Source organism: Pseudomonas sp. S49 (assembly GCF_009866785.1).
Lineage (GTDB): Bacteria > Pseudomonadota > Gammaproteobacteria > Pseudomonadales > Pseudomonadaceae > Aquipseudomonas.
Genome location: NZ_CP019432.1, coordinates 731,665 through 749,522, shown reverse-complemented (window position 1 = coordinate 749,522; position 17,858 = coordinate 731,665). Strand labels below are relative to the sequence as shown.

10 protein-coding genes are annotated in these 17,858 nt (G+C 59.4%); 2 read left to right on the top strand and 8 right to left on the bottom strand.

Going from position 1 to position 17,858, the window contains the following annotated elements:
• Window positions 1–77: 77 nt before the first annotated feature.
• A complete protein-coding gene (locus tag PspS49_RS03160) occupies window positions 78–2,852 on the top strand; it encodes a hybrid sensor histidine kinase/response regulator (protein ID WP_160038068.1) in 2,775 nt (924 codons plus the stop codon).
• A gap of 22 nt (window positions 2,853–2,874) precedes the next feature.
• On the opposite strand, the gene PspS49_RS03155 is transcribed toward PspS49_RS03160, so the two are convergent.
• Genes PspS49_RS03155 through PspS49_RS03145 form a run of 3 tightly spaced genes read right to left on the bottom strand, consistent with a single transcriptional unit; the run spans window position 2,875 to window position 5,301 of the window.
• Window positions 2,875–3,516 (bottom strand): hypothetical protein, encoded by a 642-nt coding sequence (locus tag PspS49_RS03155; protein ID WP_150750039.1) that lies wholly within the window; start codon window positions 3,514–3,516, stop codon window positions 2,875–2,877.
• On the bottom strand, window positions 3,513–4,214 hold the full coding sequence (locus tag PspS49_RS03150) for a hypothetical protein (RefSeq protein ID WP_160038066.1): 702 nt from the start codon (window positions 4,212–4,214) through the stop codon (window positions 3,513–3,515). The genes PspS49_RS03155 and PspS49_RS03150 overlap by 4 nt, the downstream gene beginning before the upstream one ends.
• 55 nt (window positions 4,215–4,269) lie before the next feature.
• On the bottom strand, window positions 4,270–5,301 hold the full coding sequence (locus tag PspS49_RS03145; protein WP_238786324.1) for a hypothetical protein: 1,032 nt from the start codon (window positions 5,299–5,301) through the stop codon (window positions 4,270–4,272).
• A 4-nt stretch (window positions 5,302–5,305) separates the two neighbouring features.
• Between PspS49_RS03145 and PspS49_RS03140 the strand changes: the two genes are divergently transcribed.
• Window positions 5,306–5,902, top strand: a complete 597-nt coding sequence (locus tag PspS49_RS03140) for a MarC family protein (RefSeq protein ID WP_160038064.1) — start codon at window positions 5,306–5,308, stop codon at window positions 5,900–5,902.
• Between the two features lie 86 nt (window positions 5,903–5,988).
• On the opposite strand, the gene PspS49_RS03135 is transcribed toward PspS49_RS03140, so the two are convergent.
• From PspS49_RS03135 to cobG, 5 genes are all read right to left on the bottom strand, one after another.
• Window positions 5,989–13,041: a TcdA/TcdB pore-forming domain-containing protein gene (locus PspS49_RS03135; protein ID WP_238786323.1), complete on the bottom strand. Its 7,053-nt coding sequence runs from the start codon at window positions 13,039–13,041 to the stop codon at window positions 5,989–5,991.
• Between the two features lie 400 nt (window positions 13,042–13,441).
• A complete protein-coding gene (cobJ, locus tag PspS49_RS03130) occupies window positions 13,442–15,142 on the bottom strand; it encodes a precorrin-3B C(17)-methyltransferase (protein ID WP_160038060.1) in 1,701 nt (566 codons plus the stop codon).
• On the bottom strand, window positions 15,142–15,873 hold the full coding sequence (locus PspS49_RS03125) for a precorrin-2 C(20)-methyltransferase (protein ID WP_038360788.1): 732 nt from the start codon (window positions 15,871–15,873) through the stop codon (window positions 15,142–15,144). The genes cobJ and PspS49_RS03125 overlap by 1 nt, the downstream gene beginning before the upstream one ends.
• A complete protein-coding gene (locus tag PspS49_RS03120; RefSeq protein WP_127925669.1) occupies window positions 15,873–16,499 on the bottom strand; it encodes a precorrin-8X methylmutase in 627 nt (208 codons plus the stop codon). The genes PspS49_RS03125 and PspS49_RS03120 overlap by 1 nt, the downstream gene beginning before the upstream one ends.
• Complete coding sequence (gene cobG, locus PspS49_RS03115) at window positions 16,492–17,787, bottom strand: precorrin-3B synthase (protein ID WP_342799417.1); 1,296 nt, start codon at window positions 17,785–17,787, stop codon at window positions 16,492–16,494. Before cobG ends, PspS49_RS03120 begins: the two co-directional genes overlap by 8 nt.
• Between the last annotated feature and the right edge of the window lie 71 nt (window positions 17,788–17,858).

Sequence of the window (17,858 nt, the reverse complement as noted above, 5' to 3'; positions counted from 1 at the left end):
GGATACCGTTCCTCGCCGGGCTGTTCCGCCGCCGCGCATCGTTATATTCTGGCATCAACCTACGAAGGGATTTCGCCGTGCGCTGGCTCAGGATTGCCATAAGCTTCACCGTCACATTGCTGACCTTGCTCTGCATGCTCCCGGCCCAGGCCGCGCAAGGCAGTGGCTGGTCGGTATTGCTTGATGATCAGGGCAATCTGCAACTGAGCGACATCCGCTCCGCTCGTTACACCAATCAATTCAGCCCCATCGACCTTGACCGCCTCACCGCGTCCGAGCCCGATGGCGCCTTGTGGCTGCGTTTCAGGCTGGCGCCGGGCAAGCACGAACAAGTGCTGCGCATCTTCGCCCCGGACCTGTCACAGCTCAATCTCTATGTACTCGACGGTGACAAGCTGATCGAGCAACGCAACACCGGCACCGACCAGCCGCAGGCCGAACGGCCGTTGCCGAGCAGCGACTTCATGCTGCCGTTGCCACAGAGCGACAAACCCCTCGATGTCTATCTGCGCATGGTCTCCGACCATCAGTTGCGCCCGCACGTCACCCTGCAATCGGCGGTGATGAGCGCGGCCAACCACAATCAGACGCTGGTCTTCGGCTTATTGTTCGGCTGCCTCGGCATGCTGCTGTTGCACAACCTGGTGCGCTACGCCTATTCCCGCTCGCGCAGCAGTTTGTGGCTGGCGGTCTGCGAAGGCCTGTTGGGCCTCAGCCTGTTGCTGCTGCTCAATCTCGCCGGCCCGTGGCTGCCGAACTGGCATGCGGTGCAGACGCCGGGCGCCTATCTGGCACTGTTGCTGACCGCTCCGGCCGGATTGATGTTCGCCTATCGCTTCTTCGCCCCGCTCGGCCCGCACCCGCTGAACAAGCTGTTGATCGGCGATATCCTGTTTATCGTGACCTGCAGCCTGTTGCTGTTGTTCGTCAACACCCTGCCGCTGAACATCATCACTTATGCACTGGTGGCGCTGGCCGGGCTGAGCATGTTGTTTGTCGCGTTCTATCACTGGCAGAAGGGTTACCGCCCAGCGCGCTTGTTCGTCGCGGCGATGGTGGTGTTCAACATCGGCACGCTGATCATCTTGCCAGCGCTGCTGGGCCTGACGCTGGTGTCGCCGCAAGGCCTGATCATGACCCTGATGGCGTTCATCTGCATCAGCGGTCTGTTGATGAGCATCGCCCTGGGCGAGCGGCAGCGCAGCATCACCGAAAGCCGCTTCAGCGTCAGCCGCGACCTCGCCGCGAGCAATGCCGAGATCAACGCCAAAGCCGAATTCCTCGCCAAGATCAGCCACGAAATCCGCACGCCCATGAACGGCGTGCTGGGCATGACCGAACTGCTGCTGGGCACGCCGTTGTCGGTCAAGCAACGCGACTACGTACAGACCATCCACAGCGCCGGCAACGAACTGCTGACGCTGATCAACGAGATCCTCGACATCTCCAAGCTCGAATCCGGCCAGATCGAGCTGGACGACGTGCAGTTCGACCTTAATGCCCTGATCGATGACTGCCTGAGCATCTACCGGGCCAAGGCCGAACAACAGAACGTCGAGCTGATCAGCTTTATCCAGCCACAAGTGCCGCGAGTAATCAGCGGCGACCCGACACGCCTGCGCCAGACCCTGCTGAGCCTGCTGGAAAACGCCCTGAAGAAAACCGACGAAGGCGAAGTGCTGATCGTCGTCGCCCTCGACGAGCGCAGCAGTAAACCGCGTTTGCGCATTGCCGTGCAGGACAGCGGCCAGCCCATGGATCAGGAAGAGCGCGATGCGCTGATGCACGCCGAGCTGCACAGCAAGCACTTCCTTTCAGCCAATCGTCTGGGTGGCAATCTGGGGCTGGTGATCGCACGCCAACTGATCCGCTTGATGCAGGGCGAATTCGGCATCAAGAGCGGCGCCAATCAGGGCAGCACCTTGTGGCTGACCCTGCCGCTGGATCCCGATCGCCTCGAACACCCGACGTCGGATCTCGACAGCCCGTTGCAAGGCGCGCGGGTGCTGGTGGTCGATGACAACGACACCTGCCGCAAAGTGCTGGTGCAGCAGTGCAGTGCCTGGGGCCTTAATGTCAGCGCCGTGCCGTCGGGCAAGGAAGCGCTGGCCCTGCTGCGCACCAAGGCGCACTTGCGTGACTATTTTGATGTGGTATTGCTCGATCAGAACATGCCGGGCATGACCGGCATGCAGCTCGCGGCCAAGATCAAGGAAGACCCGAGCCTGAACCATGACATCCTGCTGATCATGCTCACCGGCATCAGCAATGCGCCGAGCAAGATCATCGCGCGCAACTCGGGGATCAAACGCATCCTCGCCAAACCGGTGGCCGGCTACACGCTCAAAACCACCCTGGCCGACGAGCTCAATCAGCGCAACAAAGGCCAGGTGGTGTTCCAGCCGCAAGTGGTCACCCCGGCCACGGCCGCCAAAGTGCCAAGCGACTTCCGCATCCTCGTCGCCGAAGACAACACGATTTCGACCAAAGTGATTCGCGGCATGCTCGGCAAACTCAACCTGCAACCGGACACCGCTGCCAACGGCGAAGAGGCGCTGCAAGCGATGAAGGCCCAGCGTTACGACCTGGTGTTGATGGACTGCGAAATGCCGATCCTCGATGGGTTCTCGGCGACCCAGCAACTGCGCGCGTGGGAAGTCAGCAACCAGCGCATTCGCACGCCGATCGTGGCGCTGACGGCGCACATTCTCGCCGAGCACAAGGAGCGCGCGCGCCAGGCCGGGATGGATGGGCACATGTCCAAACCGGTCGAGTTGTCGCAATTGCGCGAATTGATCGAGCACTGGGTCGCCCAGCGTGACCAGCAAAACCGGACGGCATCGACTTTCTGAGCAGGATCGTATTGTTATTCGATCAGATCTCCAGGCCATCAAGGTATTTGAGAGAGCCGGTGATGACCGAGTTTTTGACCTTTTCGCGAAACTGAGCGTAATGCAGCGTGTTGAATGTGATGGCCGCAATTTGTTCAACGCTGTTGTGGACAAGTGTTTCATCCTTGCTGAACAAAAACCCGCTGGCCTCTCTCTCGATCTGGAACTGACGGTGATAGATGCCCATTTCCACTTTGTTCGGGCCACTCATCACGCAGGGGATCATTTGAAAATATCCGACATTGGCACGCAGGCTCGTGGACTCGAACAGCCTGAGTGCCAATGTGTTACGTTCCATCACCCGCAACGCACGCCGCATAGGTTCGCCGAACTGCTCACCCAATACCGCCGCGATACGCTGCGTTGCCTGACCGGCCATCAGATTATTGCGCGACGGAGTCAAGGTTTGCGGTTTCGGCACGTCCCATCCGACAAATTTCAGGACATTCCTGTAGTACTCGAACCAGTCCCCCGATAGCCCGTCCTCGAACGCCGCGCGCGTTGCTCTTTGCGCATAGGCTGTGCTCATGTAGATATCATCTCGATGGGTCGCAGGCAGGCCACCGGCAAACGCCACGACACTGCCGCCCACCACCGCAGCCTGCGGTGTAATCAAGTCCTTCATGCCGTAATCTCCTTGGGCAGATTCAGCACTGCCACGCTGTCCGCAAGTTTGTCCCTGACTTTCCTGGCAATGGCTTCACGCGCGCCGCTGTAGCGCATTTCGGACAGACTTGCCCGGGCGTGATGCACATGGACCAAGCCTTGAACCTCTTCGCATTGATACAACTGTTGAAATGGATTTTGGCTTAACTCGAGTGACGTCTCGAACTCAACAAACGCGCTTGCGATCGCATCGGCAGCGTTCGCAACAATCACCAGTAGATGCACCTTCGCCAACGGCGCTGGCATGCTGTCCGACTCGGCCGTAACCGATATTTTCATGAAACTGCGCAATCGCTGGATGGCGAGTTCGTCGCCCGGTATGTGTGCCATTCGCTGCAGAACTGCGCCCATTATTCGGGTTTCAGGCATTGCATCATTGCTTAACGCTGTATTGAAAAACTCCAGCGCGGACTGATTTCCGGGATTGCTGACCTGCCATGTCTGCTTCGACTTCTGATGGCGCAACCAGAAATCATCAAGGACACTCACGTACGTGCCGTACCAATCCGGGGACAGGGATTTTTCATGTTTCTTATTGGCAACCCGTTGCGCCAGCAAAATCGAATTGACCAGATCGCTATAAACTTCCAGCCGCTCACCATCGGGAATAATCACCACGCAAGCCCCGACAACCAAAATTAAACATTCATCATTCATGTCAGGCCTCCGTAATAAAAAAGGGCAGTCGCCATGACTGCCCTTCTTCTGTTAATCAGACTTCATACTCTTCGATTTTCGATACAACGTTCAGACCCAGTTTAGTCCTGATGGCCATGCGCGCCTTATCAGCAATTTCGGTATTCTTGGCAAAGATCGTTTCACCGGTGTACAACTTCACATTGCGAATATCTACATCGACAAACATAACTTTAGTGGAAGTATTGCGACGCAGAAAACGCACAGCGCCGACGGCCATGATGGCTTCGCCATTAACTTCGGTACAGACGCCAGCGGTGATGCCACCAACGCCGTGGTTCAGCAGATTGCGTTCATACAGAGTCAATGCGGTGTCACGTTTTTTCAGAGCGGTGATGGCGTCGCTCGCCGTCTTCAGCATCAGCGCAGTTGCAGGGCCAGGCACCGCAAGACCCGCTACCACCGAGCCGAGAATTTCCAGGACCAGTTTATCCATCCGTACGCTGGTGCCCGCAACCTCCAGATCGTTGTAGTACTTGGTGACAGGCGTCCAGCCTGAGTTGGTCATGACCTCGCGAAACAGCAGATACCACTCCAGGCCCTGGCTTTCGAGCGGGAATTTCTTGTTGGCGACAAGTGTCGCGAAAAGAAAGGCATTTTGTGCGTCGGTCCGATTGTCATCCGTCAGATGAGCAGAAAATGCCAAAAGCCCCTCGCCAACAACTGCCGCCTTTGTCGGCGCTTCCACGGCGTCACCGGAGTTAAGGGTCAAGGCAACACCACGAGCTTGAATAGTTGGAACTTCATCAATTTCATATTGCTGCAAAGCACTAATGCAATTAGCGACATAGAGTTGTTGCATTACTGGGTTATTCACTTTGAATTCCTTATCATCATTTAAGCAAGCCTTCATTAACTTGCGAAAACAACCATAACCAAAGCCACCAACAACCGACAAACAAAAACATGTAACACTACTTGCCAAACCCATCAAAAGCGCAACTAAAAAAACAACTAACCCAACAACAAGCAGCATTCTAAAAGTCGATACCCCAACCCCGTAAAGCGCTGATAGACTCCATCCCCATTCTCCTTCCCTGCGAGACATGACCATGCTCCACATGTTGTTCAGCGTTTACCTGAAGATGCTGGTGCTCTACAGCCCGTTCTTCGTGTTGTCCTGCTTTATCAGCCTGACCCGTGGCTACTCGCGCAAGGAGCAACGGCGGCTGGCCTGGAAAGTTGCGGTGGCGACGCTGGTCTCCAGCGTCTTGCTGTATTTGTTCGGGCGGGTGATTTTCGATGTGTTCGGCATCACCGTGGATGCGTTTCGCATCGGTGCCGGCAGCGTGCTGTTCATTTCGGCGCTGGGCATGGCGCAGGGCAAACCGGCGGTGCAGGCCGACAACGTGCAGCAGGACGTGACCATCGTGCCGCTGACCATTCCGCTGACCGTCGGCCCGGGCACCATCGGCGCCCTGCTGGTGATGGGGGTCAGCCAGCCGCACTGGGACGATAAGCTCACTGCGATCATGAGTATTGCGCTGGCCAGTTTCACGGTGGGCGTGGTGCTGTATCTGTCGAACCGCATCGAACGGATTCTGGGGGATCAGGGTTTGCAGATCGTCAGTCGTTTGATGGGTTTGTTTGTCTGCGCACTGGCGGCGCAGATCATTTTTACCGGGGTCAAAGGTTATCTGGTGCCTTGAGCGCCCGACCTCGGTTTAACTGCCAAAACAAAAACGCCGCGAACGACAATGTCCGCGGCGTTTTATTGTTCAGATGAATTTACCGCTCAGGGCAAATGTTCAGCCACCACCGCCAGGCTGGCAATGGCGTCACCGTCCTGCACAGCCGCAAAAGCCTGCAACCACTGCTCGAGTGCGAACAGATAATGACGGCCAGCCATTTTGACAGCCAGTTCGCACTCACCCTGCTCCTCGACGCCGCGCACGATCAGACTGTGCCCATTGTCCGGGTCGGTCAGCACCAGGTGGCCAGCGACCTGCGACATCAGAAAATGCCCGCCCTCCGCCACGTCCAGCACCAGCAAGCCAGGTTCCGGCACCCGCCCCTCGGATGGACGTCGCACATCAACAACAATGCAATCCAGACGCTGCCAGGTTTCGGCCGATATCCGATAACCTTCCGTGCGCGAACCGAAGGTCAGAATCAACCTTTCAACGCCGTCGGCAAGCAATGGCTGTACCTCGGCCAGATCATCAGTCAATTCCAGCGCCATGACTTCCTCGTCACGATGCGCATAACTGCCCGGCAACCAAACGCCATCGACCGTTCCGGCACTGAAGAGCAATTCGTCAATGGGGTCGAACAGTAGCGGATTGGCCGCATCACGCGTACCGAGAAATGTTGCCCATTGTCCATCGTCCCGTGCGGACACCTCAAACAGCCGATCAAGCATCGGAACGTAGTACTGATAACGATTGCCGGTATTTTCAATGGGTAGAAACGCGGCATGGGACTGCCCTTCCAGCCGCCGTTTCAAACGTTCCTGCAGTTGCCCTGGCGTCTGACCTGGAGCGTGTGACCATCGGTTTTCCATGCTGATGATCCGTGCCGGTTGCTGATCCCGCAGTAGCAGCGTCACACCTTCACGGGTACGCCCGAGCAGGCCGTCTGCGTGCGGCAGCACTTCGCTGAACGCCCACGACGACCAGACCTGTTCAGCCTGGGGCAAGGCTTCGCGATGCAGCAATACGCTGCCGTTACCAAACGCCGTGCGCATCGTATCGACGCAAACCAGCGTCTGGCGCCAAAGCTGCCCGGCGCTCGCATCAAGCAACCAAACGGCCTGCCGATCAGGCGTCAGCCCCAATAACGCGAGCTCGCGGTTAGCCGTTGCGTCCATCAGCACGAGCTTTTCATCAACGCACCACGCAGCCAGAAACGGCTGACCCGGCTGGGCACGCAAACCGATGATCGCAAAGGCTGCGCTGCTGTATTCCCTGGCAAGCGCCGGTAATGCCGCCAGCCAATCCGGATTTTGTTGCAGCCAATGCCGGCTGAGGCCGACAAACTTCAGAACATTTCTATCAAGCTCGGACAGCCAGTTGTCATCCTTGGCACCGAGGTCGATTTCGAACAGTCGTCCGTCGCTTTGAGTGGCCAGGTAGCTTTCACCCACACGGGTAACCTCGATCACGTTTTTCGCCAGCGCCTTGTGCCAGAAGACGTTGTCGCGCAGTTCGATGCCATGGCTGAGCATTTGGCTTTGCTGGCTGTAAAACAGCAGCGCAGCCGCCGGGTCAGACGCTCGCGGCATGAGCATCACCCTGTCCCCTTCACTGTCAGCGCCAGCGCGCAAGTACCTGTCGTGATGCGCGGCAATCCATGCTCGCTCAAGCAGCCGATCGAAGGACCAGGCACGGGCATGAACATAGGGCGCGTAAGTCCAGGTAGTGACCGGCGAAGCCATGCCTGGTGTTTCATCTGCGTAGGGGCGGTGCTTTTTCTGGCGATGGCGGAAAAACGCGATTCGCGTTCCCTCTTCCGGCTTGAGGAAAGAACTTTCCAGACCGGGCGACCACATGTGGATGTCCGTCAGGGTCACTTCGCTATCGGTCAGATGAAACTCCAGCGTCGTGCGCACATTCATGGACTTTTGTTCTACCAACTGCTGCGAGACTCGCAGCGTGCCGTCAGCCAGTTGCCCGAAAGTGGTGATTTTCGTGCCGAGTTCCAGGCTCAGTAACCGATAACGATGGACGACCGAAGCAGTGATCACATCGACGCGCCAGACCGTGGCATGGTCGGGATGATAAAACCACGCATGAGTCGTGCTGGCGGCGCCCAGCATCAAGCCCTCATTGACTTCGCCCGGCAGATCGCGCGCATACAACAAGCGTTTTTGAGCGACATCGTAAAAGGCTGTCGTGCGCACATCGAGGCTGGCTGGGTTGAGCGCAACCTTGAACCGCTGAAGCGTGACGTATCCCGTGCCGAGGCGCATCTCCTTCTCTCGTTTGCGCAGGTGGGCAAGCACATCACGCGGATTGTTTTTATCATCGCCCAGGGTGATGGAAACCAGGTGCAGCGCATTGCCTTGCCAGTCCAGTTGAAACAACTCTCCCCCGGCCAACTCGATCAGCCCATCGAACGCCGACAGCACGATACCGTCGACCGTCAGTTGACGCCCCGCCAGGTACGTTTGCGGGGCGCCGTCATCCATCCTGGGTACGTCATCAAAGCTGACCTGCTCGATGCTGACCCAAGGGGCATGCACCAGCCATTGGGTCGCTCCATTGAATTTCACCGTTTTCAACCCCGGCGTCAGACGAAGCTGGCAGCGGTCTGACGTGGCGCTGATTTCGTAGGACAGCTTTTGCTGGCACTCCATCGGCAACGTCGGCACCGCCAGTTGGCGCACCTGCTCGTCCAGCACCACGCTGATCGTTGTCGGTTTATAGACCGGATGCAGTTTGTAGAGGATGTGCTTGAGCGACGGCGTACTGTGCAGATAAAAGCGCCGTTTGCCCTGCTCGTCGTATTCCAGCTTGTCCGCCACACTGTTGCGCAATTGCGGATAGCGAGTGTGGATGCGCTCATCCATATGGGTCTTCAGCGTGTCGGTCAATGCCGTGAATGGATTGAACAACGAGTACCAGTCTGGCCCAGGTATTTCACTGGTGTCGCGAGGCTCGACCTGCTCTCCCGGCAGTGGCTCGTAGACGTAGCCCGCGCCTCCCAGTTGATATTCGTACCCGTAATAGCAGAGCGGCGTACACGGCAACACCACGGTATGAGGCGCAGCAGCCTTGCGAATGTTCAGCGCTGCACTCTCGGGGAGACCGAACGCGTGCCGAATATTGAGGGAACGGTGTATCTGCCTGGGATCATCGTTGTATTGCGGCAATTCCAGTGCACCGCCGCCCCACGGATAAAATCGCTGACTGTCAAAGCGCACCTGCCGGTCCTGCAGATCCAGGTGGGTGATGACGGCTTCCGGCGGGAACTGCAACACCCCCTCTTCCACAGTGAAGGCGCCCGGTTGGTAGGCATTGTGGATGGCACGCAGGTGATTGCCGACCGCCGTTGCCTTGTCGGCAATCTGCCCCAGATTGCTGGCGATGGCAGTGGCGCCGATGCCGATGCCGAGCAATGGCACAGACAGAAAAGCTGCGGCGGCCCCTACTGTTCCGCCTGCTGCCAATGCGGCAATGTCCAATCCCAACGCCACTGTGTTGAATGCCAGGGACGTGGAGAAGCGCGAGCGCTGCTCGTGATTGTCCGCCAGTGACAGGTTGTAAATATCGAAGCCGATATTGACCAGCGAAAACGCAAAACCAACCCCGGTTGCCGCGCGACCGAGCACCCGGCCAGACAACGACGACTGGCGCAAGAGCAGCGCCTGTTCACTGGCCAGCGCTTGCCGCACCAGGTTGATCATCTGTGCGGTATCGCTGACCACGCCAAAACCCAACTGCGCATAGCTGACGTAGACCTGTACTTGCAGCGCGATCGACAAGCTTGGCACCTGATCACCGGCCTGGTATTCGCGATGACGCATTTCGCTGATCAGCGTCTGGATCGCAAAGGCGAAACTCAAGCGACTGCCGCCATCCGCTTCCGCCGGACCACTGGGGTTGCCTGCCTTCACACTCTGCTGCAGATGCTGTTTGAGCTGAGTGAAGCGCGGGTCCGCTGTGCTGACGGTGCGCGCTGGATGGCGGTTCTGCGCATCGACCAGCGTCACCGAATAAGCACCGTCCGCCTGCGGTTTGAGCGTTTCCAGCAAAGGCAAATATTCCCGCCCGAGCGAATGTTCACTGCGCAACTGCTGCGTGGCCTGAGCAAACTCCTGCGCCCAATAGCGCGCATCCATTTGCGCCAGGCTGGCGCCCATCCGCGCGTTTTCACTGAGCGAACGCTGGCGCGCCACGGCTTGTTTTGCCCAGACCGGGACACGGCCTGAATCACTCGAAGGCAGGCGCAAAAAACTGTCCAGGCGCAAACCGCTCGATAGCTTGCGGGCGGCGATCGCCACAGTGTTCAACTCGATCACGTTGAACCGCGCTGCGGCCATATCGCCCAGCCCGTAGAACTTCGCCAATGCGCTGTCGCCTGCGCTCAGATAACGCTCAACGCCGAGCTTCACCTGTGCGCCTTTGGCGAACGCATAAATGGCAAAGTTCGGGTCATAGAAGCGGTAGACGAACTGGTCTCCAGCCTGCACTTTGGCCACCAGCAAGGCGTGATCACCGGTGTCGAGCAAGAAGACCGTGGACGCCGTTTGCGCCTCCAGTGTCTGTATGATCGTGTCCAGACTCTGCAAGCCGCGGGATTCACCGATGGCACTGCCGGGCAAGGCCCGTAGCTCGTTCAACGCACTGAGCAAAGCCAGTGAACTCGGTTCCTGATGGTTGACGTTGGCCGTGGCGACATGTCCCACCAGCGTCCGTTCGGCTGACTCGCCGGCAGCCACCGCTGCGCCCATCAGCAATGCCAGCGGATAACACCGACGCCCAGGATCACTGGCAGTGTGCATCAGCAAATCCTGCGACAGTTGCCGGGCCGAGGTCGCGCCGGCCTCGACGAACATCTCGCGCACCTGCGCACTGCGCTGGAGAATCCGCGAACGGTACTCACCCTGCGCCGTGCGATTGATCTGGCCGATACGTTCGCCCCATTGCCGCAATGTCAGCGGCTCAAACAGTGCCTGCACCTTGAGTTCGCGTGCCGTCAGGAGGCCATCCGCCTCGACACGCGCCAGCCCGGTCTCGAAACCGCGCGATTGTCGCTGGCGAACGGCTTTTTCCACCGCGTCATAACGGGCGAACGTGCCGTCGCCATCGGTTTCAACAGCCAGGTCGCGCACGGTTTTCCAGACTTCGGTGAAGCTGGCGTCGTCCAGACTTGTCGCACCGAAAATGCCCCCGAGCATGACGCGCACCAACGGGCTCAGTTGCTCAAGCGGCAAAGAGTCATGGGCAATGCGGCTGAACAGTTCGTTGAGGTTGCTCGATGATTCCGCGCCTTGGGAAACGGGCAGTGCGCGCACAGGTTGCGCAAGGATCAACTGACGATTATCAAAACCGATGGAAAAGGCCTTGGTGAAGGTGATCTCACCACTCAGCTTGTCCCTCATGGCGCGCACAAAGGGTTCGCCCAGATCATCCATCAATTGTTGCAGGACTGCCGTCAACAGCACCGGTTTACCGCCGACCACGGGCCAGCCTTGTTTGAACGTCAGCGTCTGTTGCGGTTGAAGCAGATCCGCCAGTTGGCCGGTATACCGCGATTTGAGTTTGCCGGCTTTCCACTGTTCCTGCTCTTTGGCCAGCCACTGCGCCTCGTCGTCATTAACGGTCCAACCGGAGATCGCCTCCTCCTCGGTCTGGACGTTGTAACCCTCCGCCAGGCGCAGGCGCTCCTGAACCGTGACCTCGTTGTCCGGCAGCAGGTGAGTCTCGACATGGTTTTTCAATCCGGTGACTGCCGCTCCGGGGCCGGTAAGCGCAATGGTGCCGCGCGCTCCGACGCGAATGCCATCGCGGTAGTAACTTAAAATCGACTCGCTCAACTTACCCAGAAAATCCTGCAGCGTGCGTGTCAGTTGCCCCTGCGCGATTTTCTCGTTCATCACGTTTTCAATTACATCTAGCAATCGCTCCGTCTGTGACCAGTCTATCGACGATGCTATTGCCGACTGTTCAACGGCTTGCAGACAGTCATAGTTGAAGCGGATCAATTGCATGACCGCGAGCGTCATCTCGCTTTGCGGGTGAGCCAGCAGATAAGCGTTCATCTCTCGGCTGAATTGCGCGCCCATTCGCAGACCGTGTTGCGGGCTGTGGTCTTCACGCGGCGCGACAAATATATGCTCGACGCCGGGTTTGCTGCGGGCAAAGGCCAGCAGTGCATCCAGATCGGTGCCTGGCAACGTATCCGTGTGATCGGTGTAGCGCAGGCGGTCGCGCCCCGGCATCAAGGTTTCGTCATGATTGAGCAACAGCTGCAACACGCCCAGTCGTTGCTCGTCACTGAAACCGCTAATGTCGACTCCGCCCGGTTTGTCGGCCAGCGGCGGCAAGTAATCCATGTCAGTGTAACGACCGCCCTCCAGATACTCGGCCTGCAAGCGCACAACATCGCTGGCTGCTGCAAAGTTACCGCGCATGGACACTTCGCGTTGATAGACATCCTGTAAAAAGTGCCCGGCAAACTCCCGTCTGACATCGCGTAACTGCAAATCGGTGCCGGCCATTTGCTGATGGCTTTGCAAACAGCGTTGACGAAAGGCTTCCAGCGTTGCGCGGTCCTTGCCGTAGGCACGCACCATCAAATCGATCCGGGCCTGATCAGCGCGGCCTTGCCATTGCGGTAGTTGCAGGTATTCAAACATCTCGCGCTTCAATACACGCGCACGATCTTCAATCATCTTTGCCAGCTCACTGGGGCTGGTCAGCGTGTCGCCGCCCGACTCCATCGCATCTACTCTGGCACTGTCGGATATAACCCGATTCATTTCGAAAGCGAGCAATGCATCGCTGTCATACCAAAGATTGAACTGGTAATTTTCGGCAGCCAGCACCTGGCGCCAGATATTCATGTAATCGCGCTGGATATTGCCAACTTCACTGCCGCCCACCCAGACAAAGTGCATGATTGCGGGTACCGGGCTGGGTACATCACTGAGCATGTTGACAGTGCCGACCAAACGGCTGGCATAGTCTCGTAGTTTATCTTCAACTGTATTGATCAACGCCGGCACGGGCGCTGAGTTGCGATGTGACAGGCGCTCAAGGTTTTGCAGGAAGAGTGTTACAACTTGCAGTTTTTCAGTGAGACTCGTGGCCTGCCCGGCATTTTCGTAAAGCGCTACCAACATTGCATATTCGGCAGAGCCGGAAAGTGCCTTGAATGTTCGCTTCAGCGCAGAATATTCATCAGGCGAAATAAAATTGAACGCGCCGACATATTGCTCCATGACACCCATCAGACTTCATCCTTTATTCATTGAGAGAATCCTGGACGAAGTTATTCTGCCGGCGCGACAACTTCAAAAAGCACAAAACTCAAATAATTTCTCAAGAAACATCAAACGACAGATAAGTTCATCGCACGCATGATCCGGTAACAAACAGCTGCATGACGAATGGTTCGATAAACAAACGAAGCGGTGCTCCTGACGGAGACACCGCTCTGTTTTAAACCTTATCGGCTGACAGGGAATTTCGACTTGATATCTCACCGAGGCAACTTATTTACAACTTGCCTCGGCGTGATGCTCAGGAAAGCGGTTTTTCGCCATACCAGCGCGGCGTGTAGACCCAATCATCCCCGCCGGCGCGGGGAAAGGTGCAGGTAGTGGAAGAACCAATCAACACCATGGTGCGCATGTCCACCTGCTCCGGCGTCAACGCGCCCAACGTCGTGGTGCGCAAGGTCTGACCCGGACGGCCGATGTCGCGGCCCAACACCACGGGCGTTTCAGGTGCACGATGCTGCGCGACGATTTCCAGTGCCCGGCCCAGTTGCCACGGACGCGCGCGTGAAATCGGGTTGTAGAACGCCAACGCCAGATCCGCTTCGGCGGCCAGATCCAGACGTTTCTCGATGATCGACCAGGGTTTGAGGTTGTCCGACAGCGACATCACGCAGAAGTCATGGCCCAGCGGTGCACCGGCCTGCGCGGCGGTAGCCAACGAGGCCGACACGCCCGGGAGGATTTCCAGGTCGACGCTGTGCCACGCCGGATCAGCCGACTCGTGCAACGCTTCAAGCACCGCAGCGGCCATGGCGAACACGCCGGGATCGCCCGACGACACGACGATCACCGAGCGCCCCTCGGCGGCCAGCCTGAAGGCGTGACGGGCGCGCTGCATCTCTTCGCGATTGTCGGTGCAGTGCTGCACCTGATCGTCGCGAAACGGCCCGGCCATTCGCACGTAAGTTTCGTAGCCCAGTACATCGGTGGCGCGGGCCAGCTCGGCTTTCACCGCCGGCACCATCAGTTCGACAGCGCCGGGGCCGAGGCCGATCACCGCGAGACGACCGCGTGGCCGGCCAATCTTTGAAACATCCAGAGGCTGCTCGGCAATTGCGATTGCCATGCCGTGGCCGGCCACGACTGTCGCCGCGGGCACTGCGACTCGCGCCAGGGTTTCGATGTCACTTTGTGCCGCGACAAAGCGCAGCGGCACACCCAGTTCAAGCGCCGCTTCACGCAAATGTGGCGCAGCCATTTGCGTCTCGCTGGCCAACAGACAGGCCAACGATTGCACGGCGATTTTCGCCTGCTGCAAGGCACTGCGAACGGCATCCGTCAGGTCTGATGTTTCAGCACTCACCGCCACCGCCACACTGCGTGGATAGATCAGTAACTCACTGGCACTCGCTTCACGCGCGGCACTGCCGACATGAATCGAGCGCTGCGCCTGCGGATCTTCCGGCAATTGCGCCTGATCCAGCCACGGCGCCGCGCCTTCGATGCGCACGCTGTGGCCAGCCAACAGATCGGAAACGAAACGCTTGCCCAGTTCCAGATCGCCCAATGCGTAACCACTCGGTGGATTGAGCAGGCACGTGCCAAAACGCAACTCGCCGCTGGTGGTGATCGCCGCGGCGACTTGCAGCCCGGCTGCGATGTCCCGCGCCATGACATTGACCCCACCGAGGCCGCCCAACAGCGGCACCACGGCGCTGCCGTCTTCGGCCACGGCAAGTACCGCAGGTTCAGCGCCCTTTTCCAGCAGCAGCGGCGCCAGCGTGCGGATGACGATGCCGGCCGCGCACAGGGCAATGATCGGCGTGTCCTGTTGATACAGCGTACGCAGGGTCGCGCCAAATTCCTGGTAGGTGCAATCAGCGCCGTCGACGCGCCCGGCAAGGCCGTGGATCTGCGCCGCTGGGTAGACCTGCTGAATGCGCCGCGCGGTGGCCAGGCTGCCCTGACCGAGAATGACGATGGCTGGCGTGGATTGAGTCATCAGCCTTGCCACCGTTCGCCCGGCACGATGATCAGCGAGAAGTACGGCGACGACATCGGCTCGACCTGATCCATCGGCACGATCTTCTGATTGGCCATGGTTGCGCGTTCGACGTACAGCGCGCGCTCGGCCAGACCCAGTTCTTCGAGTACCTGACGCACTTTCGGGAAGTTGCGCCCCAGCTTCATGATCACCGCCGCGTCGGCATCGGCCAGACGGCGCTTCAATTCTTCATGGGGCAACACGCCGGAGAGCACCGACAGGCTCTGATTGCGATACACCAGCGGCGCGCCCAGCACCGAAGCGCCACCGAGCATGGAACAAACGCCCGGCACCACTTGCGCTTCATAGCGAGTGGCGAGGCGATCGTGCAGGTACATGTAGGAGCCGTAGAAGAACGGATCACCTTCACAGATCACCGCGACATCGCGACCGGCGTCCAGATGCGCGGCGACCGTCTCGGCAGCTTCGTCATAGAAATCGCTGATGACTTGCTCGTAGGAAAGCGGCGCCGGCAACGCTTCGGTGGTCACCGGGTAGACCAGCGGCAGCAGGTTCTGCGCTTCTTGCAGGTGCGCCTCGATGATGCCGAACGCGTTGCCCTTTTTGCCCTTGGCGACGAAGTACGCCACCACCGGCGACTCACGTAGCAGGCGCAGGGCTTTGACAGTAATCAGTTCGGGATCACCCGGGCCGACGCCCAGGCCAATCAAACGTCCTTTGGCCTGCATCATTCGATCTCCGTGGCGAGGGCATTGACGGCAGCCGCAGCCATGGCGCTGCCACCGAGGCGGCCCTGCATGATCACGAACGGCACGCCACGGCTGTCGGCGGCCAGGGCGGCTTTCGATTCGGCGGCACCGACGAAACCGACCGGGAAGCCCAGAATCAGCGCCGGTTTCGGTGCGCCGGCGTCGAGCATTTCCAGCAGATAGAACAGCGCTGTCGGCGCGTTGCCGATTACCACCACGCTGCCTTCCAGATGCGGACGCCACAACTCCAGCGCGGCGGCGGAACGGGTGTTGCCCAGTTCACGGGCAAGCGCAGGCACGCTCTCGTCACGCAAGGTGCAGATCACTTGATTGTTGGCCGGCAGACGCGCACGGGTCACGCCTTCGGAGACCATCCGCGCATCGCAGAGGATCGGCGCACCGGCGGCCAGCGCATCGCGCCCGGCCTTGCCCGCGCCTTCGGAGAATTGCAGGCCGTCGACCGCCTCGACCATGCCGCAGGCATGAATCACCCGCACTGCGAGTTTTTCCAGATCGGCCGGGATGCGCGCCAGATTGGCCTCGCTGCGAATGATCGCGAAGGAGTTGCGATAAATCTCCTGACCATCGCGGATGTAATCAAGCATCAAGGGGGCTCCGAGAGCGGGCGTCGAGCAAGATCGCGGCCGCTTCAATAGTAAGGTTGCGTGCGTGCAGCGCGCCGAAACCCGGCTGCGTTGCATCGCGAAAATAGAGGTCGTAATGACCGGCACTGACGGCCAGTAACGTCACCGGGGCACAGTGGGCGGCGGCGCAAGAGCGCGTGCAACCGCTGAGATGGACGTTGAGGGCCGAGGGCAGCAACGTCGCCAGATGACGCGCGTCCTGCTTGGTGTCGGCCAGGCCTTTGCCGCAGCCATTGGAGCCGGTGCAGGCGATCAGGCGTGCAAGGGGTTCGGCAGCGCGGGTCAACAGGTTCAGTTGTTCAAGACCTTGCAGTACTTGCGCCGCATCGCTGGCTTGCACATCCGGCACCAGCAGGCTTTGCCAAGGTGTGAAACGCAGGCTGCCATTGCCGAACTGGCGGGCCAGTTGCGCGGCCCCGCGCAGCATTGTCGGATCGAGACGGCCCAGCGCCGGCACCGCGCCGAGGTACACCCGCCCCGAGGTATTTTGCGGATGAATGCCGATGTGCAGATCGTCCGCAACGGCCGTGCGCTGCCAATGGCTGACAGGCTTGATCGGCAAGCGCGTGCTCAGTTGCTCGATAAACGCCGAGAGCGGCAACTCGTCGAGCAAATGGCGCATGCGTGTTTGCTCGGGGCGCGCCAACTCAAGAAACAATTCCAGTACCGCCACCACCAGTGCATGGCCGTGTCCCAGCGCCACCGCGCCGACCGCGCGATCCGCCGGACATCCGGCCAGACCGAACGCCAGCAACACTTCACCGTCACGCTCGAACGCCGACAACCACAGATCATGGGGATGTTCGAGCATCGCCAGGGCTTCCCCGCCATCCAGTTGCACGGCGAACTTGGCGCTCAGCTCGTGGAAACGTGGATGGCTTTGCAGCGTGTCGAGGATCTGTTCGGCGAGGGGCCGGGTGTCGAAGTGCATCTGCCGATCAATCCCGGCCGCAGGGCTGAGCATCAGGTTGCGCACATCGTCACCGGCCGCCGTGCGCGGCCCGAGACCGGCGGCGAGCAGACGCTCGATCAGCGCTGCGGATTGCTTACCGATCCCGCGAATCTGCAGATTGGCGCGGTTGGTCGCCTCGATCGCGCCGCCGAACTGTTCGGCTGCATCGGCCACTGCATCAGCCTGATCGGCGCTGATCGAACCGCCATTGAGCTTGATCCGGCAGATGCCGCCGTCCAGTGCCTGGACGATACGCAGCAACCCCGGGCAGGCCGAGGGGCGTAAGGCGGTGGACATCGGGCGTTCGTTCAAGGGGCTGACCGGCTGCGTGGGAAAGGCGCTTCGCGGGCGAAGGCGCGGTATTATGC